The organism is Curtobacterium pomorum, assembly GCF_044497295.1.
Lineage (GTDB): Bacteria > Actinomycetota > Actinomycetes > Actinomycetales > Microbacteriaceae > Curtobacterium.
In genome coordinates, this window is sequence record NZ_CP172409.1 from 1821256 (window position 1) to 1842940 (window position 21685).

25 protein-coding genes are annotated in these 21685 nt (G+C 71.4%); 13 read left to right on the forward strand and 12 right to left on the reverse strand.

Annotated elements, in window-relative coordinates; genetic code table 11:
- Positions 1–4 precede the first annotated feature (4 nt).
- Genes ACGH48_RS08750 through ACGH48_RS08765 form a run of 4 tightly spaced genes read left to right on the forward strand, consistent with a single transcriptional unit; the run spans position 5 to position 5053 of the window.
- Complete coding sequence (locus ACGH48_RS08750) at positions 5–1567, forward strand: ABC transporter substrate-binding protein (protein WP_396291032.1); 1563 nt, start codon at positions 5–7, stop codon at positions 1565–1567.
- Positions 1564–2547 carry an ABC transporter permease gene (locus ACGH48_RS08755; RefSeq protein ID WP_111085670.1) on the forward strand — a complete coding sequence of 328 codons (984 nt, stop codon included), beginning with the start codon at positions 1564–1566 and terminating at the stop codon, positions 2545–2547. Before ACGH48_RS08750 ends, ACGH48_RS08755 begins: the two co-directional genes overlap by 4 nt.
- Entirely contained in the window at positions 2544–3440 is an 897-nt protein-coding gene (locus tag ACGH48_RS08760; protein WP_123938233.1) for an ABC transporter permease, read from the forward strand. The genes ACGH48_RS08755 and ACGH48_RS08760 overlap by 4 nt, the downstream gene beginning before the upstream one ends.
- A complete protein-coding gene (locus ACGH48_RS08765; protein WP_396291033.1) occupies positions 3437–5053 on the forward strand; it encodes an ATP-binding cassette domain-containing protein in 1617 nt (538 codons plus the stop codon). Before ACGH48_RS08760 ends, ACGH48_RS08765 begins: the two co-directional genes overlap by 4 nt.
- An 83-nt stretch (positions 5054–5136) precedes the next feature.
- On the opposite strand, the gene ACGH48_RS08770 is transcribed toward ACGH48_RS08765, so the two are convergent.
- Positions 5137–5973: an alpha/beta fold hydrolase gene (locus ACGH48_RS08770; RefSeq protein WP_396291034.1), complete on the reverse strand. Its 837-nt coding sequence runs from the start codon at positions 5971–5973 to the stop codon at positions 5137–5139.
- Between the two features lie 207 nt (positions 5974–6180).
- Between ACGH48_RS08770 and ACGH48_RS08775 the strand changes: the two genes are divergently transcribed.
- Complete coding sequence (locus tag ACGH48_RS08775; RefSeq protein ID WP_340196523.1) at positions 6181–6495, forward strand: hypothetical protein; 315 nt, start codon at positions 6181–6183, stop codon at positions 6493–6495.
- 23 nt (positions 6496–6518) lie between these two features.
- Here ACGH48_RS08775 and ACGH48_RS08780 read toward each other — a convergent pair whose 3' ends face one another.
- Positions 6519–6851 carry a hypothetical protein gene (locus ACGH48_RS08780; RefSeq protein WP_123312838.1) on the reverse strand — a complete coding sequence of 111 codons (333 nt, stop codon included), beginning with the start codon at positions 6849–6851 and terminating at the stop codon, positions 6519–6521.
- A 104-nt stretch (positions 6852–6955) separates the two neighbouring features.
- Between ACGH48_RS08780 and ACGH48_RS08785 the strand changes: the two genes are divergently transcribed.
- The 3 genes from ACGH48_RS08785 (at position 6956) to ACGH48_RS08795 (ending at position 9159) form a co-directional block, all read left to right on the forward strand.
- The gene (locus ACGH48_RS08785) at positions 6956–7891 is read left to right on the forward strand and encodes an AraC family transcriptional regulator (RefSeq protein ID WP_123312837.1); all 936 of its coding nucleotides are present in this window, start codon (positions 6956–6958) and stop codon (positions 7889–7891) included.
- Positions 7892–8011: 120 nt separating this feature from the next.
- The gene (locus ACGH48_RS08790; protein WP_340196522.1) at positions 8012–8593 is read left to right on the forward strand and encodes a DapH/DapD/GlmU-related protein; all 582 of its coding nucleotides are present in this window, start codon (positions 8012–8014) and stop codon (positions 8591–8593) included.
- A 149-nt stretch (positions 8594–8742) separates the two neighbouring features.
- Positions 8743–9159 carry a VOC family protein gene (locus tag ACGH48_RS08795; protein WP_396291035.1) on the forward strand — a complete coding sequence of 139 codons (417 nt, stop codon included), beginning with the start codon at positions 8743–8745 and terminating at the stop codon, positions 9157–9159.
- Here ACGH48_RS08795 and ACGH48_RS08800 read toward each other — a convergent pair.
- The 3 genes from ACGH48_RS08800 to ACGH48_RS08810 all read right to left on the reverse strand — a co-directional run bounded on the left by ACGH48_RS08800 (position 9140) and on the right by ACGH48_RS08810 (position 11294).
- A complete protein-coding gene (locus tag ACGH48_RS08800) occupies positions 9140–10105 on the reverse strand; it encodes a methyltransferase family protein (RefSeq protein ID WP_396291036.1) in 966 nt (321 codons plus the stop codon). The genes ACGH48_RS08795 and ACGH48_RS08800 overlap by 20 nt on opposite strands.
- Positions 10106–10147: 42 nt before the next feature.
- Entirely contained in the window at positions 10148–10285 is a 138-nt protein-coding gene (locus ACGH48_RS08805) for a hypothetical protein (RefSeq protein ID WP_185021360.1), read from the reverse strand.
- A gap of 109 nt (positions 10286–10394) precedes the next feature.
- Positions 10395–11294 carry an SDR family oxidoreductase gene (locus ACGH48_RS08810; protein ID WP_396291037.1) on the reverse strand — a complete coding sequence of 300 codons (900 nt, stop codon included), beginning with the start codon at positions 11292–11294 and terminating at the stop codon, positions 10395–10397.
- A gap of 108 nt (positions 11295–11402) precedes the next feature.
- Here ACGH48_RS08810 and ACGH48_RS08815 point away from each other — a divergent pair, with 108 nt between their 5' ends.
- Both ACGH48_RS08815 and ACGH48_RS08820 read left to right on the forward strand, forming a co-directional pair.
- Entirely contained in the window at positions 11403–11741 is a 339-nt protein-coding gene (locus ACGH48_RS08815) for a DUF3140 domain-containing protein (protein WP_123312832.1), read from the forward strand.
- Positions 11742–11793: 52 nt separating this feature from the next.
- Complete coding sequence (locus ACGH48_RS08820; RefSeq protein WP_123340470.1) at positions 11794–12048, forward strand: Rho termination factor N-terminal domain-containing protein; 255 nt, start codon at positions 11794–11796, stop codon at positions 12046–12048.
- On the opposite strand, the gene ACGH48_RS08825 is transcribed toward ACGH48_RS08820, so the two are convergent.
- Positions 12042–13040: an alpha/beta fold hydrolase gene (locus tag ACGH48_RS08825; RefSeq protein ID WP_396291038.1), complete on the reverse strand. Its 999-nt coding sequence runs from the start codon at positions 13038–13040 to the stop codon at positions 12042–12044. The two genes, ACGH48_RS08820 and ACGH48_RS08825, sit on opposite strands and share 7 nt — an antisense overlap.
- Before the next feature lie 144 nt (positions 13041–13184).
- Between ACGH48_RS08825 and ACGH48_RS08830 the strand changes: the two genes are divergently transcribed.
- The gene (locus ACGH48_RS08830; RefSeq protein WP_396291039.1) at positions 13185–13388 is read left to right on the forward strand and encodes a hypothetical protein; all 204 of its coding nucleotides are present in this window, start codon (positions 13185–13187) and stop codon (positions 13386–13388) included.
- Positions 13389–13417: 29 nt separating this feature from the next.
- Here the strand turns inward: ACGH48_RS08830 and ACGH48_RS08835 are convergent, their stop codons facing one another.
- A complete protein-coding gene (locus ACGH48_RS08835; RefSeq protein ID WP_123312828.1) occupies positions 13418–13681 on the reverse strand; it encodes a hypothetical protein in 264 nt (87 codons plus the stop codon).
- A 75-nt stretch (positions 13682–13756) separates the two neighbouring features.
- Here ACGH48_RS08835 and ACGH48_RS08840 point away from each other — a divergent pair, with 75 nt between their 5' ends.
- On the forward strand, positions 13757–14719 hold the full coding sequence (locus ACGH48_RS08840; protein WP_396291040.1) for an SDR family NAD(P)-dependent oxidoreductase: 963 nt from the start codon (positions 13757–13759) through the stop codon (positions 14717–14719).
- Positions 14720–14820: 101 nt separating this feature from the next.
- On the opposite strand, the gene ACGH48_RS08845 is transcribed toward ACGH48_RS08840, so the two are convergent.
- Positions 14821–16047: a cobalamin-independent methionine synthase II family protein gene (locus tag ACGH48_RS08845; RefSeq protein ID WP_396291041.1), complete on the reverse strand. Its 1227-nt coding sequence runs from the start codon at positions 16045–16047 to the stop codon at positions 14821–14823.
- 79 nt (positions 16048–16126) lie between these two features.
- Here ACGH48_RS08845 and ACGH48_RS08850 point away from each other — a divergent pair, with 79 nt between their 5' ends.
- Positions 16127–17134 (forward strand): transporter, encoded by a 1008-nt coding sequence (locus ACGH48_RS08850; RefSeq protein ID WP_123312825.1) that lies wholly within the window; start codon positions 16127–16129, stop codon positions 17132–17134.
- Between the two features lie 81 nt (positions 17135–17215).
- On the opposite strand, the gene ACGH48_RS08855 is transcribed toward ACGH48_RS08850, so the two are convergent.
- The 4 genes from ACGH48_RS08855 to ACGH48_RS08870 are packed head-to-tail and all read right to left on the reverse strand — an operon-like array spanning position 17216 to position 21683.
- On the reverse strand, positions 17216–18238 hold the full coding sequence (locus ACGH48_RS08855) for a Gfo/Idh/MocA family protein (protein WP_396291042.1): 1023 nt from the start codon (positions 18236–18238) through the stop codon (positions 17216–17218).
- Positions 18239–18290: 52 nt separating this feature from the next.
- The gene (locus tag ACGH48_RS08860; protein WP_396291043.1) at positions 18291–19307 is read right to left on the reverse strand and encodes a Gfo/Idh/MocA family protein; all 1017 of its coding nucleotides are present in this window, start codon (positions 19305–19307) and stop codon (positions 18291–18293) included.
- A 43-nt stretch (positions 19308–19350) separates the two neighbouring features.
- A complete protein-coding gene (locus tag ACGH48_RS08865) occupies positions 19351–20742 on the reverse strand; it encodes an ABC transporter substrate-binding protein (protein ID WP_396291044.1) in 1392 nt (463 codons plus the stop codon).
- Positions 20739–21683 carry a carbohydrate ABC transporter permease gene (locus tag ACGH48_RS08870; RefSeq protein WP_123312821.1) on the reverse strand — a complete coding sequence of 315 codons (945 nt, stop codon included), beginning with the start codon at positions 21681–21683 and terminating at the stop codon, positions 20739–20741. Before ACGH48_RS08870 ends, ACGH48_RS08865 begins: the two co-directional genes overlap by 4 nt.
- Positions 21684–21685 lie beyond the last annotated feature (2 nt).

Here is a 21685-nt window from a genome sequence, read left to right on the forward strand (position 1 = left end):
ATCCGTGACCGTCGACCTCACGTCGCGGCGGCGTCGCCTCAAGCGCCTCGCCCTCGCGGCCACCGCGTCCGCCCTCGCCCTCACGCTCGCCGCGTGCTCGTCCGGCGGCGACGCCTCGCCCGGATCGTCCTCGGACACCGGCACCTACACGCTCGGGCTCCAGGAGCCCGACAGCACGATCAACCCGCTCACCACCTCGGACTACAACGCGATGTTCATCGTGGGGTTGGCGTCCGAGGGCCTGCTCAGCCAGGACGCGAAGGGCAAGCTCGAGGGGCGTCTGGCCGACTCGTGGAAGGCGTCGTCCGACGGACGCACCTGGACGGTGCAGCTCCGCGACGACCTGCAGTTCTCCGACGGTGCCGCGCTCACGAGCAAGGACGTCGTCGCGACGTTCGACTCGATCATCGGCAAGGACAGCCAGTCGCCCGGCAAGTCGAGCTTCGACGGCATCCTGCAGTCGGTCGCCGCCGACGGTGCCTCGACCGTCGACTTCACGCTCGCCAAGCCGTACGCCGACTTCCCCTACCTGCTCACGGGCTCGAACACGACCATCCAGCCGGCCGGCTTCGACGCCGGCGCGAACTGGGCCAAGCAGCCCGTCGGCGCCGGACAGTTCGTGCTGACGAAGTACTCGGCCGGCCAGGGCGCCACGTTCACGAAGAACCCGGACTACTGGGACGCGAAGGACGTGGAGCTGCAGCAGGTCGACGTGAAGTTCTACGCCGACGACCAGGCCCAGCTGCTCGCGTTCCAGAGCGGGGAGATCGACCAGATCGCCGCCAGCCCCACCGCGACGTCGACGCTGCAGGCCTCGGACTACGCCGAGACCGAGCCGTACTTCAACAAGTTCGACGGCATCTTCCTCGACGTCACCAAGGCGCCCTTCGACGACCCGAAGGTCCGTGAGGCCTTCGCCCTCGCGCTCGACCGTGAGGAGATCGTCAAGACGGTCTACGGCGGCGCAGCCGAGGTCGGCAACGACACCACGTTCTTCCCGAGTTCGGCGATCCAACCGAAGGGACTCGAGCAGCGCGAGCAGGACAAGGCCAAGGTCGCGGACCTGCTCGGCGGCACGACGGTCTCCTTCGAGATCACGACGCTCGACGCCGAGAAGGCCCTCGCCCAGGTGGTGCAGCAGCAGCTCGAGGCGGTCGGCGGGTTCGACGTCACCCTCAAGGTGCTGACGAGCGCGCAGTACTACGCCGACGGCGACGACACCCCGTGGCTGAACGCCCCGGTGACGATCACCAACTGGGCGCAGCGCCTGCCCGCGCAGTACGTCGACCTGATCTACCGCGACGGCGCCGTCTGGAACGCCTCGAAGTACTCGAGCCCGGAGCTCGAGCAGCTGACCGACCGGTACGAGTCGACGACCGACGAGTCGGAGCGGCAGGACCTGGCGAACCAGATCGCCGAGATCGAGTGGACCGACCTGCCCGTGATCGTCCCCGCGTTCGCGTCGAGCAGCATCCTGCTGCAGAAGCGCGTCACGGGCACCTTCCGGTCGGGGCAGGACTTCCCGGGCGGGTTCGACTTCCGGGGCATCGGGGTCACCGCGTCATGAGCACCGCGCGCCGCCGTCGTCTGCTGACCCTGGTCGGGCAACGGGTCGTCCAGATCCCGCTCGTCCTGGTCGTGGTCTCCGTCCTGACGTTCTGGCTCGTCCAGGTCGTGCCGGGGGACCCGGGCCGGAACGCCCTCGGGCAGTACGCGACGGCGGCGCAGGTGCGCGCGTGGAACGTCGACCACGGGCTCGACGGGTCCCTCGTCAGCCGGTACCTGCACTGGATCGGCGGGTTCGTCACGGGGGACTGGGGCACGAGCTTCGTCTACTCCGAGCCGGTCCGCGACCTGGTGCTCGGCCGTCTCGGCAACTCCCTGCTGCTCGGCGCGTACGCGTTCGTCATCATGGTGCCGGTCGCGATCACGCTCGGTGCCGTGCAGGCGTACCGGCAGGGTCGCCGCTCCGACCGTGCCGTCACGGTCGGGCTGCTGACGATCTCGGCGGTGCCGGAGTTCGTCGTCGGGATCGTGCTGCTGCTCGTCTTCGCGGTCTGGCTGCGGGTGGTGCCCGTGCAGGCGTCCGGTGCGCTCGACGCCGGGTTCGGCGAGCGGCTCCGGGTGCTCACGCTGCCCGCCGTGGTGCTCGCCCTGGCGTACCTCGCCGTCCTGACCCGGATGGTGCGTGCGGGGACGATCGAGACGATCCGGTCGCAGTTCCACCGCACCGCCGTGCTCAAGGGCCTGACCACCGGCCAGGTCGTCCGCCGGCACGTCGTCCGCAACGCGCTCATCCCGACGTTCTCGGTGCTCGGCATCTACCTCGGCACCCTGCTCGGCGGCAGCGTCATCGTCGAGACCCTGTTCTCCTACCCGGGCCTCGGCGCGCTGCTCGTGTCGGCCGCCGAGCGCAAGGACGCCCTGCTGCTCGAGAGCGGGGTGATGCTCGCCGGGGCGCTCTCGCTCGGCGCGCTCCTGCTCACCGACCTGCTGTTCGTGGTGGTCGATCCCCGGATCCGCTTCGAACGGGCGGCCACCGCATGACCGCCGTCGTCCCCGGTGCCGTCGAGACCGACGCCCTCGCCGGCCGTCCGTCGGCGTCGACCACCACGGGCACCGCACGGGTCACCCGCCGCGGGTGGCGCGGACTCCTCCGGCGTCCCACGTTCCTGGTCTCCGTGGCGATCCTGCTCTGGTGGGTCGTCCTGGCCGTGGGCTGGCACCTGCTCGGCCTGCAGCCCTTCGCCCGCACCGGCGAGCTCCTGCAGGCGCCGAGCGCTGCGCACTGGTTCGGCACCGACTCGCTCGGCCGTGACGTCTTCGCCCGCGTCGCCGCCGGGGCCCGGCCGGCGCTCGTCATCGGCCCGTTCGGCGCGGCGCTGGCGACCGTCGTCGGCGGCACCCTGGGCCTGCTCGCCGGCTACCACCGCGGGTGGGTCGACACCGCCCTGATGCGGTTCTTCGACGTGCTGCTCGCGTTGCCCAGCCTGATCTTCCTCGTCGTGCTCGTCGGTGCGTTCGGGGTGTCGACGCCCGCGCTCGTCCTCATCGTCGGCGTGCTCTTCGCGCCGGGCATCGCGCGGATCGTCCGGGCCGCGGTGCTCGTCGAGATGGGCAAGTCCTACGTCCAGGCCGCACGGCTGCAGGGCGAGAGCGCCGTCCGGGCGATGGTCACGGAGCTGCTGCCGAACGTGATTGGGGTCTTCGTGATCCAGGCGGTCCTGAGCCTCGGTGCCGCGATCTTCATCACCGCGTCGCTGTCGTTCCTCGGGCTCGGTTCGCAACCACCGGCCGCCGACTGGGGGCTCGACATCAACGCGAACCGCGCCTACCTGCAGGCCGCGTGGTGGACGGTCGTGTTCCCGGGCGTCGCCGTGGCGTCGATCGTCGTGTCCGCGAACCTGATCGCCGACAACCTCAAGGAGGTCTCCGAGTGACCGAGCAGACCGGCACGAGCGAGCAGCCCCGGACCACCGGCACGACCGACGCACTGGTCCGCGTCGAGGGGCTCACCGTGTCGTACCGCGGCACCCGGGTGGTCGACGACGTCGCGTTCGTGATCGAGCCCGGTGGCTCGTACGGGCTCGTGGGCGAGTCCGGCTCCGGCAAGAGCACCGTGGCCGGCACGCTGACGGCGTCGCTCGGCCCGGACGCCGCCGTCGGGTCGTCGGCGCTGGTCGTCGACGGCGTCGACGTCGCGTCCCTGAGCGGTGAGCGCCTCCGGCGGTTCCGGCGCGACGTCGTGGCGGTCGTCCACCAGGAACCCGGCCTCGCCCTCAACCCGACGATGACGGTCGGACGCCAGGTCGCCGAGGTCCTGCGCGCCACGGGCTCCGGCCGCGCGGCTGCGGACACCGCGACGATCGAGGCGTTCACCCGGGTCGGGCTGCCGTCGCCGACGACGATCGGGGTCCGGTACCCGCACGAGCTGTCCGGCGGTCAGCAGCAGCGCGTCGCGATCGCGATGGCCCTGGTGGCCCGTCCGCGCCTGCTCGTGCTCGACGAACCGACGACCGGCCTGGACAGCACGGTCGAGGCGGGCATCATGGCGCTCATCGACGAGCTCCGGACCGAGATCGGCTTCGCGACCCTGCTCATCAGCCACAACCTGCCGCTGGTCGCGGCGCACTGCGGACGGGTCGGGGTGCTCCGCCACGGGGTGCTCGTCGAGGAGGGCACCGCGACCCAGGTGCTGCTCCACCCCGCGGAGCCGTACACGAAGCAGCTCGTCGACGCCCTGCCCGACATCACGACGGGCAAGGCAGGAACGGCGGGCAAGGCCGACACGTCGGCCGACACCGCGCAGCACGACGTGCTCGCGACGATCAGGGGCCTCCGCAAGGAGTACGACGGCGCCGTCGCCCTCGACGGCATCGACCTCGAGCTGCGCCGCGGTGAGGTGCTGGGCGTCGTGGGGGAGTCCGGCTCCGGCAAGACGACCTTCGGCCGAGCCCTCGCCGGACTGGTCCGACACGACGGCACGATCACACTGGACGCGGGCGACCGGACGCCGACCGGTACCCCACCCGTGCAGGTCGTGTTCCAGAACGCGGACGCCTCGCTCAACCCGCGGCGCACGGTTCGACAGGTGCTCGGACGGGCGATCCGGCTGCTGCACGGCGACGGCACCGCCGAGCAGCTCGCGGCGCGGGTCGGGCTGCCCGCCGACGTCCTCGACCGCCGGCCGGCCCAGCTGTCCGGCGGGCAGAAGCAGCGCGTCGCCATTGCCCGGGCGTTCGCCGGACCGGTGCCGCTCGTGGTGTGCGACGAACCCACGTCCGCGCTCGACGTCTCGGTGCAGGCGCGGATCCTCGACCTGGTGCTCGACCTGCAGCGCACCACCGGCACGACCTGCGTGTTCATCTCGCACGACCTCGCCGTCGTGCGCCGGGTCGCCGACCGCATCGCGGTCTTCGACGGCGGTCGTGTCGTCGACGTGGGCCCCGCGGAGCGGCTGTTCGACGCGGGCGCGCACCCGCGCACCCGCGAGCTCGTCGCGGCCGCGCTCGACCTGCGCCGGCGCGCCGGTCTGGTGGCTCCCGCGGCCTGAGTGGGGCCCTGGACCTGCGCACAGGGCGGACGGCGGACCCGTGGCGGACCCGCCACGGGCCTCCCGTCCGCCCTGTCTCCGCGCTACTTCGCGAGGAACTCCAGCACCACGCGGTTCCACTCGTCCGGGTGGCTGACGTTGACGCCGTGCGGGCCGCCGGCCACGACGTGCAGCTCGGAGCCGGCGATCGCGGCGTGCGTGCGGGCACCCGAGCCGTCGAACGGCACGGTCGCATCGCCGTCACCGTGGATGACGAGCGTCGGCACGGTGACCTTCGGCAGGTCGTCGCGGAAGTCGGTGTTCGCGAAGGACGCCATCGCCTCGAGCGCGGCGGTCTTCGACGCCTGCTTCGCGAGCGTGAGCGCCTGCTGCCGGTCCTCCTCGGAGACGACCAGGGTGCCGTCCACCGAGAAGAAGTCGGTCGTGAACTGGTCGTAGAACGCGTCCTCGTCCTTCGTCAGGCCCGCGGTCATCTCGGCCGCCTGCTCCTTCGGCAGCGGGCCGTCCGGGTTGTCCGACGTCTGCAGCAGGTACGGCGGCACGGCCGAGGCGAAGACGACGCTGTGCAGCCGCTCGGTGCCGTACTTCGAGAAGTAGCGGGCGACCTCGCCGCCGCCCATCGAGAAGCCGACGAGGGTGACGTCCTGCAGGTCGAGCTCGGTGAGGATCGTGTGCAGGTCCTCGGTGAGGTGGTCGTAGTCGTAGCCGGTCTTCGGCTTGTCGCTGCGACCGAAGCCGCGACGGTCGTAGGTGACGACGCGGTGGCCGGCGTCGACGAACGCCGGGACCTGCTTGCTCCAGGACGCGCCGGACAGCGGCCAGCCGTGGATCAGGACGACGGTGCGGCCGGAACCGCCGGTGTCGTCGACGTGCAGGTTCGTGTCCTTGAAGAGCCCGTGGTGGGCGGTGATCTCGGTCAAGAGTCGCTTCCTTCCCGCGCCGCACGGGTGGCGGCACGCACCTCGTTGCTACCAGCGGGATCCCGAGCGACAGCGCGGAGCGGACAGACCCCTCGGCGCCGTCTCCGGCGGCGCTGTCTGTGACGCGCGCGGCGACCACGGCCTACTGTCCAGCAGGATCAGGGAACCGTCACCGCGGCGGGTGCCCCTCGTCACGAGGGAGCATCGATGAAGTACGTCAACTACGCGGGGGCCGTCCGGGTCCTGACCGGTGACGCGGTCGCCGACGCGGTGATCCGGTACGCGGCCGCCCTGCACCAGAGCCGGTTGAGCGACGTCGTGTCGGTCCCGACGACCGACGAGTTCGGCGCGGCCAGCACGGTAGAGCTGCTCCTCGCACCTGCGGTGGCGGTCGCCCTGGAGCCGGCGCCGGACGACGACCTGGAGCCCGAGGGCGGGGCCTTCCTGGCGGAGATGCGCCGACGGACCGAGGCGGTCCTCGCCGTGGACGCCAGCAGGTTCCCGACCGACCTCGGCCGGTGAGCGTCGCGACGACCGTGCTGCGGTCAGGCGACCGGCGTTTCGCCCGTCAGGTCGGAGCGGGTGTCCGCGTGGATCGTCTCCGGGTGCTCGAACGTGCCGGCTGCCGCACGCAGACGGGCGACGAACTCGCCGTTCTCGACCTCGAGCTCGTCCTCGTCCGCATCGGCGACGACGATCTCGCTCGACGGGCCGATGAGCATCTTCGTCGTGGTCATGGTGCCGTCCTCCGCCACCGCCGGGATCGCGATGGCGTCGGCTCGGTTGCCGCCGGCGAGCGCCGCGGCGTACTCGATCACGGCATCGGCGACGTCGTCGCTGGTCAGGATCGTCGAGCGGTCGTACTGGATGTACTTCATGGCCCACCAGTCAAACGCGCGGTTGCTGGCTGTCTTCCGAGGAACCCGGCGCGTCGTGCGTTGCGCGGATGCCGACATGTCGCGAGGATCGTCCTGTGCCCGAGATGATGCACCGCACGCAGCGGCAGATCAGGACAGACGAGCCGTCGGTCGCGGCCGAGGCACTCTCGGTGACCCACGTGACCCACGGCCTCACCGTCGAGGGCACCGGCGAGGGGTTCGCCTTCGAGGAACGCGTGCGGGGGACCGCCCTGCTGTCGCTCGAGTCGACGCGGTGCACGGGCACCCTGAGCGGCGCGGTCGAGCCCGGACGGGCGATGATGATCGTCTGGGTGAAGTCCGGCTCCGCGGTCGTCGACGACAACCCCGTCAAGGTCGGCCGCCCGGTGCTCTACCGGCAGGACCCCCAGCGGTTCCGGTGGGTGGACGTCCAGCACGACGTGCTGCGCATCGACCGGACGATCGTCGAGCAGGTCGCTGCCGAGCGTGGCGACTGGGCACCGGGTCCGCTGGAGTTCCGTCCGCGTCACGTGCCCGAGGGCGCGCCGCTGGCCGCGTGGTGGCTGATGGTCCGTTCGGTCGCGCAGGAGGTGCTGCAGGGCCCGGCCGACGTGCCGGTGGAACGTGAGCGCGAGCTCGCCCGGTTCGCCGCCGGTGGGCTGCTGACCGCGATCCCGCACTGGCCGGTGGGGCAGCACGAGCCGGTGATGGCCTCGACCGCCCGCTTCGCCCGCGCCGAGACGTTCCTGCTCGACCACGCGACCGAGCAGATCACGGTCAACGACGTCGCCGAGGCCGCGGGCCTGAGCGTGCGCGGTGTCCAGGCCGCGTTCCAGCGGCACCACGGCATCACGCCGACGATGTACCTGCGCCGGATCCGCCTCCTGCTCGCCCGCGAGCAGCTCGAGGCCGGCGACGACCGCAGCGTCGCCGAGATCGCCCGGGCGACGGGGTTCGCGCACCTGGGCCGGTTCGCCGGCAGCTACCGGCAGGAGTTCGGGGAGCTGCCGCGGCAGACGGCGCTGGCGGCGCGGGAGTAGCGGGCCGGGGCGTTACCGCAAGGATCACGCAACCGCCTCGGTGTCCGTTGTCGGGTCGTCCGGCACCGCCTACGTTTCGGCTGTGCGACATCGCACGCCCCGTCGAACCCAGGAGGCCGCATGGCCACGCCAGCCGTCCCCGTCCCCTCCACGTTCTCCCGACGCCTGCGTGAGGACGCCGCGCACGCCCGGGAGCACGTCCTCCTCACCGCCCTGCTCGGCTCGCCGTTCCTGCCGCGGGTGGTGCGACGGCTGCTGCTGAACGCCGCAGGCGCCCGTGCCGAGTCGGCTCCCGGTCCCGGGTTCTCACTGACCGGCGACCCGCGCAACCTGTCGGTCGCGCGCGGCGTCTACTTCAACCGCGGCACGACCATCGAGGCCATCGCCCCCGTCACCATCGGTGCGAACGCCGCGATCGGCATGCAGGTCCTCATCATGACGAGCCACCACGCGATCGATGCCGACGGCCGGTGGAGCGACACCGCGACCGGCCGGCCGGTCGTCATCGAGGACCGCGTGTGGATCGGCGGCCGTGCCACGATCCTGCCCGGCGCGCACATCGAGCACGACGTGGTCGTCGCGGCCGGCGCGGTCGTCACCGGGCGCCTGCTGGCGCACGGCGTCTACGCCGGCGTGCCGGCGAAGCGCATCCGCGACCTGGCCGGTGCGGACCCGGCCACGGACCGCACCGCGACCGCCTGACGGCCTGGAGGCGCGGGGCGGCCCTGCCACGGGCCTCCAGGGCGCATCGCACGCCCGTCCACGGCGACGTGCCCTTCCGCGGGCACGTCGCGTCTGCGACGATGGGCGCGCAGCGGGCGACGACGCCCGCCCGTCGTGAGGAGTCCACCATGTCCGTGCGTCTCAACCCGTACCTCGGCTTCCGCTCGGGAGCCCGCGAGGCCCTCGACTTCTACCACTCGGTGTTCCACGGCCAGCTCACGATCGGCACCTTCGGCGAGGCCGGCATGAGCCAGGACCCGGCCGACGTCGACAAGGTCATGCACGGGCAGCTCGAGGGCGAGAACGGCCTGCTGCTGATGGCGTCGGACGCGCCGACCGGCATGGAGACGCCGTCGGAGAGCACCATCTCGCTGTCGCTCAGCGGCGACGACGACGAGGCGCTGACCCGCTACTGGAACGGGCTCGCCGACGGGGCGACGATCATCGAACCGCTGACGAAGGCGCCGTGGGGCGACACGTTCGGGATGCTCACCGACCGGTTCCGGGTCACGTGGCTCGTGAACATCAGCGGGTCGACGAGCTGACGGCGACGGGCACGCCGCCCACGCTCGCGGCGATCGGCCACCGCGGCACCCAGCACCGGACACGCGCGGCGTAGCGGCGGAAGTCGTCGCCGAAGCGGACCTCGAGGTCGGCCTCCTCGAGCGGTCGGACGACGCAGTTCCACACGATCGAGCCGGCGAGCGCGTAGACGACGACCATCCACGACCCGAGCAGCAGGCCGACGGCGACGCCCTGCGTGATGCCGGCGAGCGCCATCGGGTTGCGGACCGACCGGTACGGGCCGGCGACGACCAGCCGGTTCGCGCTGGCGGACGGCAGCGGCGTCCCCGCGCCCTTGGTCGACATCGCCGCCGCCGACGCGATGCCGAGCGCGCTGGCGAGCGCGAGGACGACGAGCCCGACCACGAGCAGCGCGGTCACGACCGGTCCGGGCAGGGCGGGGTGCAGCCGCCAGCGCTGCTCGGCGACGGCGATGGTCACGGGGAACACCCCGAGGAAGAGTCCCCAGAAGACGACGATCTGCAGCGTCGTCGCGGCGACGTGCCGTGACCGGGCGGCATCCGGGTCGGCGGTGCGGAACCGCAGCGGACCGGACGTCAGCCACTCGGTCGGCACCCGGCCGAGCAGGACGAGCGCGAGGGCCAGCCCGGAGCCGACGGTGGCCGCGGTCATGACCAGGACTCCCCAGCCGGCCTCACCGGTGACGGTGGCCCAGACGGCGAGTGCCGCGAGGACGACCGCCGTCCAGCCGGTGGCGACGATCGCGGCGGCCCGGCCGATGGCACTGGCCGACGACGCCGCGATCGCCGACGCGACCACGAACAGCGGGACGTCGACGGCCGCAACGGCGACCGGGTCGAGCGAGCCGAGGGTGAGCGTCCGGATGCCCGGGACGGTCGCGACGGTGATCCACCAGACAGCGCCACCGAGTGCCTGCAGTGCGAAGTAGAGCCGGCCCCGGAACACGTCTGCACGCTAGCAGGGCGACGCGGTGCGCCGGGCGGCGCCTCAGTCCTGGCGGTTGATCTGCCCGAGCCACCGGCCAAACGCCGGAGTGCGGGTGTCGTGCAGCTTGGTCAGGACGGGCTTCGGCGTGCAGGTGCGCTCGTCGACGATCGCTGCGCCCTTGTGGGGTTCGAGGCTCATGGTGTGCTCCTTCGTGGTCTTCGTGGTCTTCGTGATCGGTGCAGAGTCCGACAGCGGGCGGGTCCGATCCATTCCCACCCGCTGCCGTGTCGTCGGCGAGCGGTGCCGGTCAGGGCGTGACCATGCCGCCGTTCACGTTGAGCGTCTCGCCGACCACGTAGCTCGACTCGTCCGACGCCAGGAAGACGTAGGCCGGGGCGAGTTCGGCCGGCTGCCCGGCGCGACCCATCGGCGACTCGCTGCTGCCGAACTCCGGCAACGTCGACGGGTCGACGCCGCCGCTCGGCTGCAGGACGGTCCACGTCGGCCCGGGAGCGACGACGTTCACGCGGATGCCGCGCTCGACGAGCAGCTGGGACAGCCCCTTCGACAGGTTGTTGATCGCGCCCTTCGACGCCGCGTAGTCGAGCCGGTCGGGCGCCGGCTTGTACGCCTCCATCGAGGCCGTCGTGGTGATCGTCGCACCGGGCTGCAGGTGCGGCAGTGCCGCCTTCACGAGGCGGAACAGCCCGAAGACGTTCACGTCGAAGGTCGCCTCGAACTGGTCGTCCGTGATGTCGAGCACGTCGGGCTGCCACCGCTGCTTGCCGGCGACGCTCACGAGGGCGTCGAGCCCGCCGAGTCCGGCGACCGCCTGGTCGACGAGCTCCTGCGCGTACGCCTTGTCGCGCAGGTCGCCGGGGATCGCCACGGCGGTGCGTCCGGCGGCACGGATCTGCTCGAGCACGTGGTCGGCGTCGGACTGTTCCTCCGGCAGGTAGGCGATCGCGACGTCGGCGCCTTCGCGGGCGAACGCGATCGCGACGGCGCCGCCGATGCCGGAGTCACCGCCGGTGATCAGGGCCTTCCGGCCGGCGAGCCGACCGGTGCCCCGATAGCTCGTCTCGCCCAGGTCGGGGACCGGGTCCATGGCGGACTGGAGGCCCGGCTCGTCCTGGGTCTGCGGCTCCGGCTCGACGTTCGGGTAGCGGGTGCGCGGGTCGCCGTGTTCGTACTGGTCGGTGGGCATGGGGTTCCTTCCTGCTGGCTCGTGACCACCGAACCCGTCGGCGCTGGGGGAAGCCGGAGCGCCGTCCGTCCTGCGCACTCGTCCAGGGCCGGGGCGTTGCCTCGGGGGATGAGCGACGACGACGACCAGCAGACCGAGCGCGACTTCGCCGACGCGGTGAACATGACCCCGTCGGAGCTCCGCGAGTGGCTCGACACCGACGAGTCGAAGCACGTCGGGCAGAAGCCCCCTGGGGGCGGCGAGTCGACCGGGCACGAGAGCGGGCGGCACGTCATCCGGATCCTCGAGAAGCACAAGGCGGACCGGACCGACGACGACCACGCCCACATGCGGAAGGTGATCGGCTACGTCGCCCGGCACTCGGAGCAGCGGCCGGACGGCGACGTGCACGACACCCCGTGGCGGTGGTCCCTGATGAACTGGGGTCACGACCCCGAGAAGCGCTGAGCCGCCGCCGGCTCGGAACGACGCCGGGCCGGCGCGCGTACCGTGACGCACCATGCCGAACCAACTCAAGAAGCCGGACATGTACGAGGAGCTCCGCAAGGAGGGCAACTCGAAGGAGAAGGCCGCGCGGATCAGCAACGCCGCAGCGGCCCGCGGCGAGAAGGCAGTCGGGAAGAAGGGCGGCGAGTCCGGCTCCTACGACGACTGGACCGTCGCCGACCTCCGGAAGCGGGCGAAGGAGCTCGGCCTGACCGGGTACTCGTCGAAGCGCAAGGCCGAGCTCGTCGAGGCGCTCCGGGATCACTGACCGAGGTCGGCGACCGCGTCGATGCCCTCGGCGATCTCCGCTGCGTGCGTGTGGTGCAGGTAGTGCCCGCCGTCGAGCAGGACGACCTGGCCGTCGGCCACCGACGCCGCCTGCTCACGGTGCAGACGCTCCCACCCCGGCACCTCCGGGTCGTCGCCCACGACGAACAGGCGGACCGGCAGATCGGCGGGGAACGCGAGGCTGCGGGCGTGCCGGAAGTTCGCGCCGAGGTGCTCGTACTCGTCCAGGTACGTCGCGCGCATGCTGGTGCGGTGTGACAGCAGGGTCATCTGCTCCTTCTGCGCATCGGTGTAGGGCAGCCCGGCGTACGCGTCGCCGGACACGGCAGTGAGCACGCGGGCGAGCCCGGCGGCCTTCACGAAGCGGAACAGGCCGGACCCGACGGCCTCGTCGATGCCGGGCTGCGTCGGCACACTGCTGTCGATGCCGACGAACGCCTGCACCTCGTCCGGGTACGCGTTCGTGTACTCGAGCGCGTATATCCCGGCGACCGAGTGCCCGGCGAGCACGTACCGGTCGATGCCGAGGGTCGACAGCGCCTGGTGCACCTCGTCGACGATGTTCGCGCTGGTCCGTGGTCGGTCGGTGCCGTCGCTCAGGCCGTACCCGAGCGGCTCGACCACGACCACCCGGTGGGTGTCCTGCAGCCGGTCGACGAGCGGGGCGAAGTCGATGACGGGGGACGCCGTGCCGAAGCCGGGCAGCAGCACGACGGTCGACGCCCCGGACCCGGTGACGGCGACGTTGAGCCGACCGCCGGTGACGGGTACGAGTTCGCCGTACGGGCGGATGTCGTCCCGCTCGGCTGCGGTCGCGATCGCGTCGTAGGTGGCCGTGCCGCCGAGCGTCAGGGCGCCGAGGCCCACGAGCCCGACGAGCGAGAAGCCGATGATCCTCAACGGGCGGCGGCGTCGGCGTGGAGGGCGGGCCGGGGTACTGGTGGGGGTGGCCGTGGGGTGGTGCGTGTCCATGCCTGCACGCTAGGTCCGGCTCGGACCGCCGCGCATCGGAGCACGGTACCGGCGCGCGACGTCCGTGTCGTACCGCGGGCCGACGTCGGCCGTCCGCGGAACACGCCCGGCATGGGGGAGAATGGCCGGGTGAACGAGACGGGCATGCCGCGCTTCCGACGGATCTGGTCGACCGTGCAGGTCGGCGTGCTCGCGATCGCCGTGGCGTTCTGCGTCGTGATGCTCGTGATCGGGCAGGGCAAGCTCGACCGCGTCTACGCCGTCGCCGCGATCTTCTTCGGCCTGGCGCTCGTCGGGCACAGCACGTACCTCTGGCTCCTCGCCCGGAACGCCCGCGCCAGCCGCTGAGCCGGACGGCGACGCGAGGTCGGCTCCGGCTACACCCCGAACCGCAGGGCGAGCGGCACCAACAGTCCGGCGACCCAGACGAGCACCATCACGAGCGCGCCGATCGCGATGAAGCGGCGGCGGCGACGGAGCTTCGGGCTCCGCTCCTCGCCCCACATCTGTGCACGGACGAGCACGCGGTTCGCCTGCTCGACGACCCTGCGGACCTCGGGGTCGTCCAGCTCGAGGGCACCGGACCGGGCGTGTTCGGCGATGACCGTGGCTTCGTCGACGGTCAGGTCGTCCTTGCGCATGCTCCATCCTCGCACCGGGTGCAGGGGTACGGCGCGTCTGTGCGGGAACGGACCAGCGGCGCGTACCAAGGACGCATGGGACATCGGTACCGCGGGAAGATCGTCGTCGTCACCGGAGCATCGAGCGGCATCGGGAGGGCCGCGGCGCACGAGTTCGCCCGACAGGGCGCGACGCTCGTGCTCGCCGCTCGCGGCCACGACTCCCTGGAGGCCGCCGCCGCGGAGTGCCGGGCTCTCGGCGCCGACGCGGTGGCGATCCCCACGGACGTCGCCGACGAGCACCAGGTCAAGGACCTCATCGGCACGGTGACGAGTCGGCACGGCCGCATCGACGTCTTCGTCGGCAACGCCGCCCTGTTCGTCTACGGCCTGTTCGAGCAGACCCCCACCGAGGCCTTCAAGCGCGTCGTCGACACCAACCTGTACGGGCACCTCAACGCCGTGACCCACCTGCTGCCGCACTGGAAGCAGCGCGGGAAGGGCACGTACGTGCTCGTCGGCTCGATCCAGTCGCTGCTGTCCGCGCCGTACCAGTCGGCCTACGTGACGAGCAAGCACGCGGCGCTCGGCCTGATCGACGTCCTCGGTGACGAGTTCGCCGGCACCGGCATCCACTTCACCGCGCTGCTGCCGTCGACGATCGACACCCCGATCTACCAGAACGGCGCCAACTACACCGGCAAGAACTCGCACCCGCTGCCGCCGACGGTGTCGGTCGAACGCGCGGGTCGTGCCGTCGTCACCGCCGCCACGCACCCGAAGCGGTACCGCTTCGTCGGCCGGATCCAGGCGTCGCTCGTGCCGCTGCAGTACGTGTTCCCTGGCCTGTTCCACAAGATCACGAAGCCCATGGTCGAGACCTTCGCGCTGCGCGGGAAGGCCGCGCCGACCGACGGCAACCTCTACGCCCCGGCGGACGCCGACAACGCCACGAACGGTGGTTGGGTCGCCAAGCGGCGACGCGTCACACGCCCCCTCGTGTGGCTCGGCGCGGCTGCTGCGGTCGGCGCGGTCGTGCTCGGCCGCGCGCGCCGGTAATCGGGCGTACCTGCCGAAACCGGGCGTACCTGCCGTGTTCTTCTCGGCAGGTACGCCCGATCTCGCTAGGTACTGCAGCCGTTCTGGGAAGGAACGGGCGGCTAGAAGAGCTTCGCGCTCGCACGCCGGGCACCCTCGCCGAGGGACTCGAGCTTGGCCGCGGCGATCTGGGGGTGGATGCGGCCGCCGAGCCCGCAGTCGGTGCCGGCGATGACGCGCTCGCGCCCGACGACCGAGGCGAAGCGTTCGATGCGCTGCGCGACGAGATCGGGGTGCTCGACGACGTTCGTGGCGTGGCCGACGACACCCGGCACGATGACCTTGCCGTCGGGCAGGGTGACGTCCTGCCAGACGGTCCACTCGTGCTCGTGGCGGGCGTTCGCGGCCTCGAACGAGTAGGCGTCGGCGTCGATGTCGAGCATCAGGTCGACGATGTGGCGGAGCTCGATGTCGGTGGTGTGCGGGCCGTGCCAGGAGCCCCAGCACAGGTGGAAGCGGACGCGGCTGGTGTCGAGGCCCCTGAGCGCGTGGTTGAGCGCCTCGACGCGGATGCGGGTGAAGGCGCGGTAGTCCTCCAGGCTCGGCTCGGGGTTGATCTGGTCCCAGTTCTCGGCGATCGACGGGTCGTCGATCTGCAGCACGAGACCGGCGTCGAGGATGATCCGGTACTCCTCGCGCAGGGCGTCGGCCCAGGCCCAGATGTGCTCCTCGTCCGTCGCGTAGTACTCGTTCGCGACCCGGGCTGCCGAGCCGGGCGAGAGGGCCGTGATGAACCCGTTGTCGGCACCGGCGGCCGCGACCGCGTGCGTGAGGTTGGCGGCGTCGGTGCGCGCGGCGTCGTGCCCGGTGTAGGTGATCGGGCCGGTCGTGGTGGGGAACGCGGTGGCGTTCTTGCCGGTGCCGATGCCCGACTCCGGGTCGGTGTAGGCGTCGCGGAAGATCGTCCAGTCGCGGCGGTCCGGGAAGCTCGTGAGCTGCACGTTGCCCGGGCTCGAGCGGACCGGCTCCTGCGTGAAGACGTTCTCCTCGGTGAGCGAGAGGCCGCTGACCCGCTGGAACGAGTACCCCCACCACGCGCCGTAGTCGACGCCGTTCGACATCGCCTTGCCGAACTCGCCGTCGCCCGGCTGCGTGATGCCGAGGGCGGTCTGGCGTGCGACGACGTCGTCGACCGCCGCGCTCGTCAGCTGACGGACCTCGTCGGTGGCCTCGAGCGTGAAGCCGTCCGCGCCCACGGGGCGGGCGGCGTTCGCGGCGATGAGCTCCGGCGTGCGGGGGAGCGAGCCGGCCGTGGTGGCCTGGACGTGGTCGGTGTTCTCGAAGGGCATGGGCCCAATGTGCCACGGGGGCGTCACGGTGGCCGGGGCGTTACGCGACGCGACGCGGTCCGGGGAGAATGGGACCCCTATGCCCAGCGCGCGCCCGACCTCCCGCATCCCGCTCAACACCCTCGCCGCACCGTTCGGCCTCGCCGGCTTCGCGGAGACCTGGTCGTACGCAGCACCCGTGCTCGGACTACCGGCCGTCGTCCCGCAGGTGTTCTGGGCGGTCGCGGCGGTGGCGTGGGTGTGGTTGCTCGGCGCGCACGTCCTGCGGGGCGTCCGCGTCGAGGAACGCCTGGTCGACCAGCTCCGCCACCCCGCGCAGGGGCCGATCGCGGCGCTGGTCCCCGCGACCGCGATGCTCCTCGGTGTCGACCTCGCTCGCTTCTGGGAGCTCGGCGGGCAGGTCCTCGTGCTGCTCGCGGTGACGGTCGCCGCCGGGTTCGCGGCGTGGTTGCTGAGCACGTGGTTCGAGGGGCGCCTCAGCCTCGAGGCCGTGCACGGCGGCTACCTGCTGCCGACCGTCGCCGCCGCCCTCGTGGCCGCCGTCGCCACCCACGAGGTCGGAGTCGGCTGGTCGTCGTGGGCCTGCTTCGGCGTCGGCGTGTTCTTCTGGGGCGTGATGACCGGGCTGCTGCTCATCCGGCTGTCGTTCCGTCCGGCACTGCCCGACCCGCTCGTCCCCACCATGGCGATCCTCGTGGCCCCGCCCGCGGTGGCGACCGTTTCCCTGTTCGCGCTCACCGACGACGCCCTCACCCTGCCCGTGCAGGCGATCGCCGGCCTCGGCGTCCTCATGCTCCTCGTGCAGCTCGCCCTGCTGCCCCGGTACGTCCGGCTGGGGTTCTCGCTCGGGTTCTGGTCCTTCGTGTTCCCGGCGGCGGCGGTCGCGACGGCGGCGATCGAGTGGTTCCGGGTGCTCGACCTGCCGGTGGCCTGGGTGCCCACGACCGTGCTGCTCGTGCTGCTGACCCTGCTCGTCGCCGTGGTCGGGGTGCGGTCACTGAACCTGGCCGCGCGCCACCTGCTCGGGCAGGCGGAGTCGGTGCTGCACGCCGCCGACGACGAGGACGCGGCACCGGCGACGAGCTGACGCGCGAAGCCCCGAGACACGGAACGACATCCTCGACGTCGTGTGACGTCGAGGATGTCGTCCGGGGCCGATCCGCGCCAGTCAGGCGCTGACGGTCTCGTCCGCCGTCAGGACCGGGGCGATCGTGCCCGTCCGGGCGCCCTCGTACGCCGCCAGGATCATGCCGAGCACCGCGATGCCCTCCCGCTCGGAGTGGATCGGCCGCGTGCCGTCACGCAGGCACGCCCCGAACGCGCCGATCTCGGCCGCGAAGGTGTCGACCTCGTCGAAGGTGACCGACTCGCTCGTGCCGTCCCGCAGGTCCCACCGCAGCGTGGTGCCGTCGCTCGTCAGGGAGCCGTGCTCGCCGACGACGCTGAACCGCTCGGTGCCGGCGGCCGGGTCGTAGGCCCAGCTCGTCACGAGCTGCCCCACGGCGCCGTTGTCGAAGCGGAACAGGGCCTGTGCCGAGTCCTCGCCCTCCATGAAGGCGAGTCGGTGCGTGGACAGCATCGCGGTGGCCTGCACCGGGACGCCGCCGGCCAGGTGCATGAGCAGGTAGCTCGGGTGGTAGCCCGTGTCGATGAGCTCACCGCCGCCGCTCGTCGACGCGTGCGCACGCCACCCCATGTTCGACGGGTCGAACTCGTTGCGGAACGAGTCGGTGGTGCGGACCTCGTACACCGTGCCGAGCGCGCCGCCGTCGATGAGCTCCTTGGCCTTCGCGACCGCTGGCATGAACAGCTGGTTGTGCGCGCACATCAGGGTGATGCCGGACTCCGACACCGCACGCTGCACGTCGGCGGCCTCGTCAGGGCTCAGGCACAGCGGCTTCTCGCACAGCACGTGCTTGCCGGCCTTCGCGGCGGCGACGATCGCGTCGCGGTGCAGGTGGTGCGGCAGGCAGATGTCCACGGCGTCGATGTCCGCCTGCTCGAGCATCTCGAGGTAGTCGGTGAAGCAGGGGACGCCGAGCTCGGCGCCGCGCTCCTCGGCCGTGGCCGCGAACGCGTCGGCGACCGCGGCGACCCGGATCAGCTCCGGGTGCTGGGCGTACCCGTTGAGGTGGAACGTGGCGATGCCCCCGCCGCCGATCAGGCCGACGCGGATGATGTCGCTGGACATGGTGACTCCTGTGGTGGGTTCGTGGCGTTGCACTGCTGGACTGCTGGGGCCGTCAGACGGGTGCGCCGACGGGGGCGGCGTGTCGCGCGGCGTGTCCCGCGGGCTGGCCCGCGGCGTCGTTCGCGGCGACCACCAGGCGGGTGAGCTCGACGGCGCGGGCGAGGTTGTCGTCGGCACGCGTGCCGGCGGCCACGTGGTCCACCCACTGTCCGAACGCGTCCTGGGTGTCGGCGGGGACCTCGAGGGTGACCGTCTCGTCGCCGTAGGCCGGTCCGCCGGCGGTGAGCCGGGCCTCCAGGTCGGAGTAGGCGAGCCACCCCCGCGTGCCGGCCACGTCGATCGTGAACGGGGTGCCGGCGACGAAGCCGGCCTCGATCACGCCGATCGCCTGCGAGGGGTAGCCGACGGTGACCACGGCGTGGTCCTCGACCGCTCGGCCGGTGACCGAACGGTAGACGGCCGCGACGCTGTCCGGCCGTGCGCCGAGGAACAGCTGGGTCAGGTACACGGGGTGGCAGCCGAGGTCGGTGAGGGCGCCGCCGACCGCCGTCGCCGGGTCGAAGAAGCGCTCCGGCAGCCACGGTGCGACGGCACCGTCGTGCGAGAGCCGGACGCGGGAGGACGTGACGTCGCCGAGGCGACCCGCATCGAGCTCGCGCAGGATCGCGGCGGTGTACCCGTGGTACAGCCGCGGGAGTGAGACGACGAGGGCGACGCGGGCCGTGTCGCAGGCGGCGATGACCTCCTCGCACTCCTCGACGGTGGGGGCGAGGAGCTTCTCGGTGAAGACGTGCTTGCCGGCCGCGGCGGCGCGCACGATGACGTCGCGGTGGACGTCGGTCGAGGTCGTGATCGTGACGGCGTCGACGTCCGGTCGGGCGAGCAGGGCGTCGAGGTCGTCGGTGAACTCGACACCGAACCGTTCGGCGCCGGCCCGGCCGCGCTCGGCGTCGTCGTCCCACACGGCCACGAGCTCGGTGCCGGGGTGGTCGACGGTCTGCTGCGCGTAGTCGCCGGCGTGGACGTGCCAGAAGCCGAGGACGGCGACGCGCAAGGGGGTGGAGGGCATGTGTCGGTGGTTCCTCTCGTGGTGACGGGCGGTGCGTTCCTGCTCAGATCCGGACCGTGTCGTAGTCCTTCGGCAGCGTGAACGGCGAGTACGTCTGCATCATCGGGTCGACGCGGTTCTGCGCACGCTCGACGGCCTCCTGCGGACTCGCGGTGCCGAGCAGGACGCTCGACCGCGCGTCGGCGAGGGAGTCCCACCACGCGCCGCCGACGGGCAGCGGCGGGCGGCAGGTGGACGCGCCGATCGACTCGGTGAAGAAGCGGATCGACTTCGCCGAGCCCTTCGGGTCCTTGAGCGCTGCGATGTTCGACGGCACGCTCGTGGCCGGCACCATGTAGGTCTCCTGACCCTGCTTGCTCGTGAAGTACTTCATGAGCTCCCACACGGCCTTGTTCTTCTTCGAGCCCTTCGGCACGCACAGCGCGAAGCCGCCGGACCAGGTGTACTTGTCGCCGCCGTCCTGCTGGGTCGGCAGGTACGCGGTGCCCCAGTCGAGGTCCTTCGGGCCGTAGTTGTCGAAGGTCTGGATCGTCGACGGGACGCTGACCATGAACGCCATCCGGTCCGCCATGAACGCGGTCTGTCCCGGCGGGTGCCCGGTCGGCTCGTAGGTCGCGATGAAGGTGTCGGCGTCCTTGTAGCCGTAGCGCTTCGCCCAGTCCTCGTAGAACTCGAAGATGCTCCGGACGCTCGCCGAGTCCATCGTCATCTTCGAGTCCTGCTGGTCGAAGTACGAGGCGCCCAGGCCGAGCCCCCACGTGAACGGCCAGCCTTCGCCGTACCAGGGGAGCAGTCCGACGTGCGTGTAGTTCCCGCCGGACTTCTTCGTGAGGCGTTCGCTGACGTCCCACATCCGGTCCATGCTCACCGGACCGTTGTGCTCCCAGTCGAACTCGTCCGGGTCGATCCCGGCGCCGGTGAGCATCTTCCGGTTCACGAACATGCCGCGGGCGTCGGTGTCGTGGGGGAGGCCGTAGGTCTTGCCCTGGTAGCTGACCTCGCCGATCGTGAACCCGAGCCACTGCGCCAGGAACTCGTCCTTCGGTTGGTCCTCGAACTCCTCGATCATGTCGTCGATCGGTTCGATGAGCCCGATCGCCGCGTACTGCGCCGCACTGAACCGGTCGAGGAGCCACAGGTCGGGGGCGGTGCCACCGCGCACGGCCGTGATGATGCTCGTGGCGTCGCCGGTGCCCTGCGACGGCACGACGTTCACCTTCACGTCGACCTCGGGATGGACCTCGTTGAAGTCCTTGATCACCTTCGTCTGGAACGGCACGAAGGTGCCCGTGACGCCCCAGATGGTGACCTGGTTCGGGTTGCTGCGGGCCCCGGAGCCACTCGCGCACGAGGCGGCGAGCAGTGCGAGCGCGCCGGCCCCGCCGGTGGCCGCGGCACCGCGGAGGAACGTTCGTCGGTCGAATGCGCTGCTCACTTGAAGCTCCCGATCTGGACGCCCTTGATGAACGTCCGCTGGAACACGAAGAACAGGACCACGAGCGGCAGGATGATGAGCACCGATGCCGCCATCAGCTGGTTGAACTGGAAGTCCTGCGAGTTGTTGAGGCGGAAGATCTGCAGCCCGATGGAGAGCGTCTGCACGTTCTCGTCCTGCAGGTAGATGAGCGGCCCGAGGAAGTCGTTCCAGGCGCCCACCGCCGCGAAGATCCCCACGGTGACGAGCGCCGCCCGGGCCTGCGGGAAGACGATCCGCCAGAGGATGCCCCACTCGGAGGCGCCGTCCATCCGCGCTGCGTTGAGCAGGTCCTTCGGGATCTGCAGCAGGAACTGCCGGAGCAGGAACACGTAGAACGCGGACCCGAACAGGCTCGGCACGATGAGCGGCAGGAAGGTGTTGATCCAGCCGAGTCGGGCGTACAGGTCGAACATCGGGATGAGCGTGACGGGGAACGGGATGAACAGCGTGGCGAGCACGACGTAGAACACCTTGTCGCGGCCGCGCCACTCGAGGCACGCGAACCCGTACGCGATCACGAGGTTCGACACCATCGAGAACAGCGTCACGCAGACCGTGATGATGAGCGTGTTCCGGAAGAAGGTGAAGAACGGCATCGCGTCGATCGCCTTGCCGAAGTTCGACCAGTCGAGCCACTGCGGGAACCAGGTGGGCGGGAAGGCACCGAGTTCGGAGTTGCCCTTCAGCGCCGAGATGACCATCCAGTAGATGGGGATGAGGAACAGCAGGCTCATCGCGATGAGGAGCACGCGGGCGAGGACGGACGACCACGGCGAGCGGATCGAGCCGTCGGCGTTGCGGGAACGGTCGTCGGCACCCTTGCGGCCGCGGGGTCGGACGGCCTCGATCGACGAGGTGACGGTGTCGCGGTCCGGGTGTCGTTCAGTGCGCAGTGTCATCG

Coding starts and splice junctions, on each gene's coding strand:
- ACGH48_RS08755 (WP_111085670.1), top strand. CDS start 1,564: ATGAGCACCGCGCGCCGCCGTCGTCTGCTGACCCTGGTCGGGCAACGG.
- ACGH48_RS08760 (WP_123938233.1), top strand. CDS start 2,544: ATGACCGCCGTCGTCCCCGGTGCCGTCGAGACCGACGCCCTCGCCGGC.
- ACGH48_RS08775 (WP_340196523.1), top strand. CDS start 6,181: ATGAAGTACGTCAACTACGCGGGGGCCGTCCGGGTCCTGACCGGTGAC.
- ACGH48_RS08780 (WP_123312838.1), bottom strand. CDS start 6,851: ATGAAGTACATCCAGTACGACCGCTCGACGATCCTGACCAGCGACGAC.
- ACGH48_RS08785 (WP_123312837.1), top strand. CDS start 6,956: ATGATGCACCGCACGCAGCGGCAGATCAGGACAGACGAGCCGTCGGTC.
- ACGH48_RS08790 (WP_340196522.1), top strand. CDS start 8,012: ATGGCCACGCCAGCCGTCCCCGTCCCCTCCACGTTCTCCCGACGCCTG.
- ACGH48_RS08795 (WP_396291035.1), top strand. CDS start 8,743: ATGTCCGTGCGTCTCAACCCGTACCTCGGCTTCCGCTCGGGAGCCCGC.
- ACGH48_RS08805 (WP_185021360.1), bottom strand. CDS start 10,285: ATGAGCCTCGAACCCCACAAGGGCGCAGCGATCGTCGACGAGCGCACC.
- ACGH48_RS08810 (WP_396291037.1), bottom strand. CDS start 11,294: ATGCCCACCGACCAGTACGAACACGGCGACCCGCGCACCCGCTACCCG.
- ACGH48_RS08815 (WP_123312832.1), top strand. CDS start 11,403: ATGAGCGACGACGACGACCAGCAGACCGAGCGCGACTTCGCCGACGCG.
- ACGH48_RS08820 (WP_123340470.1), top strand. CDS start 11,794: ATGCCGAACCAACTCAAGAAGCCGGACATGTACGAGGAGCTCCGCAAG.
- ACGH48_RS08825 (WP_396291038.1), bottom strand. CDS start 13,040: ATGGACACGCACCACCCCACGGCCACCCCCACCAGTACCCCGGCCCGC.
- ACGH48_RS08830 (WP_396291039.1), top strand. CDS start 13,185: ATGCCGCGCTTCCGACGGATCTGGTCGACCGTGCAGGTCGGCGTGCTC.
- ACGH48_RS08835 (WP_123312828.1), bottom strand. CDS start 13,681: ATGCGCAAGGACGACCTGACCGTCGACGAAGCCACGGTCATCGCCGAA.
- ACGH48_RS08840 (WP_396291040.1), top strand. CDS start 13,757: ATGGGACATCGGTACCGCGGGAAGATCGTCGTCGTCACCGGAGCATCG.
- ACGH48_RS08845 (WP_396291041.1), bottom strand. CDS start 16,047: ATGCCCTTCGAGAACACCGACCACGTCCAGGCCACCACGGCCGGCTCG.
- ACGH48_RS08850 (WP_123312825.1), top strand. CDS start 16,127: ATGCCCAGCGCGCGCCCGACCTCCCGCATCCCGCTCAACACCCTCGCC.
- ACGH48_RS08855 (WP_396291042.1), bottom strand. CDS start 18,238: ATGTCCAGCGACATCATCCGCGTCGGCCTGATCGGCGGCGGGGGCATC.
- ACGH48_RS08860 (WP_396291043.1), bottom strand. CDS start 19,307: ATGCCCTCCACCCCCTTGCGCGTCGCCGTCCTCGGCTTCTGGCACGTC.
- ACGH48_RS08870 (WP_123312821.1), bottom strand. CDS start 21,683: ATGACACTGCGCACTGAACGACACCCGGACCGCGACACCGTCACCTCG.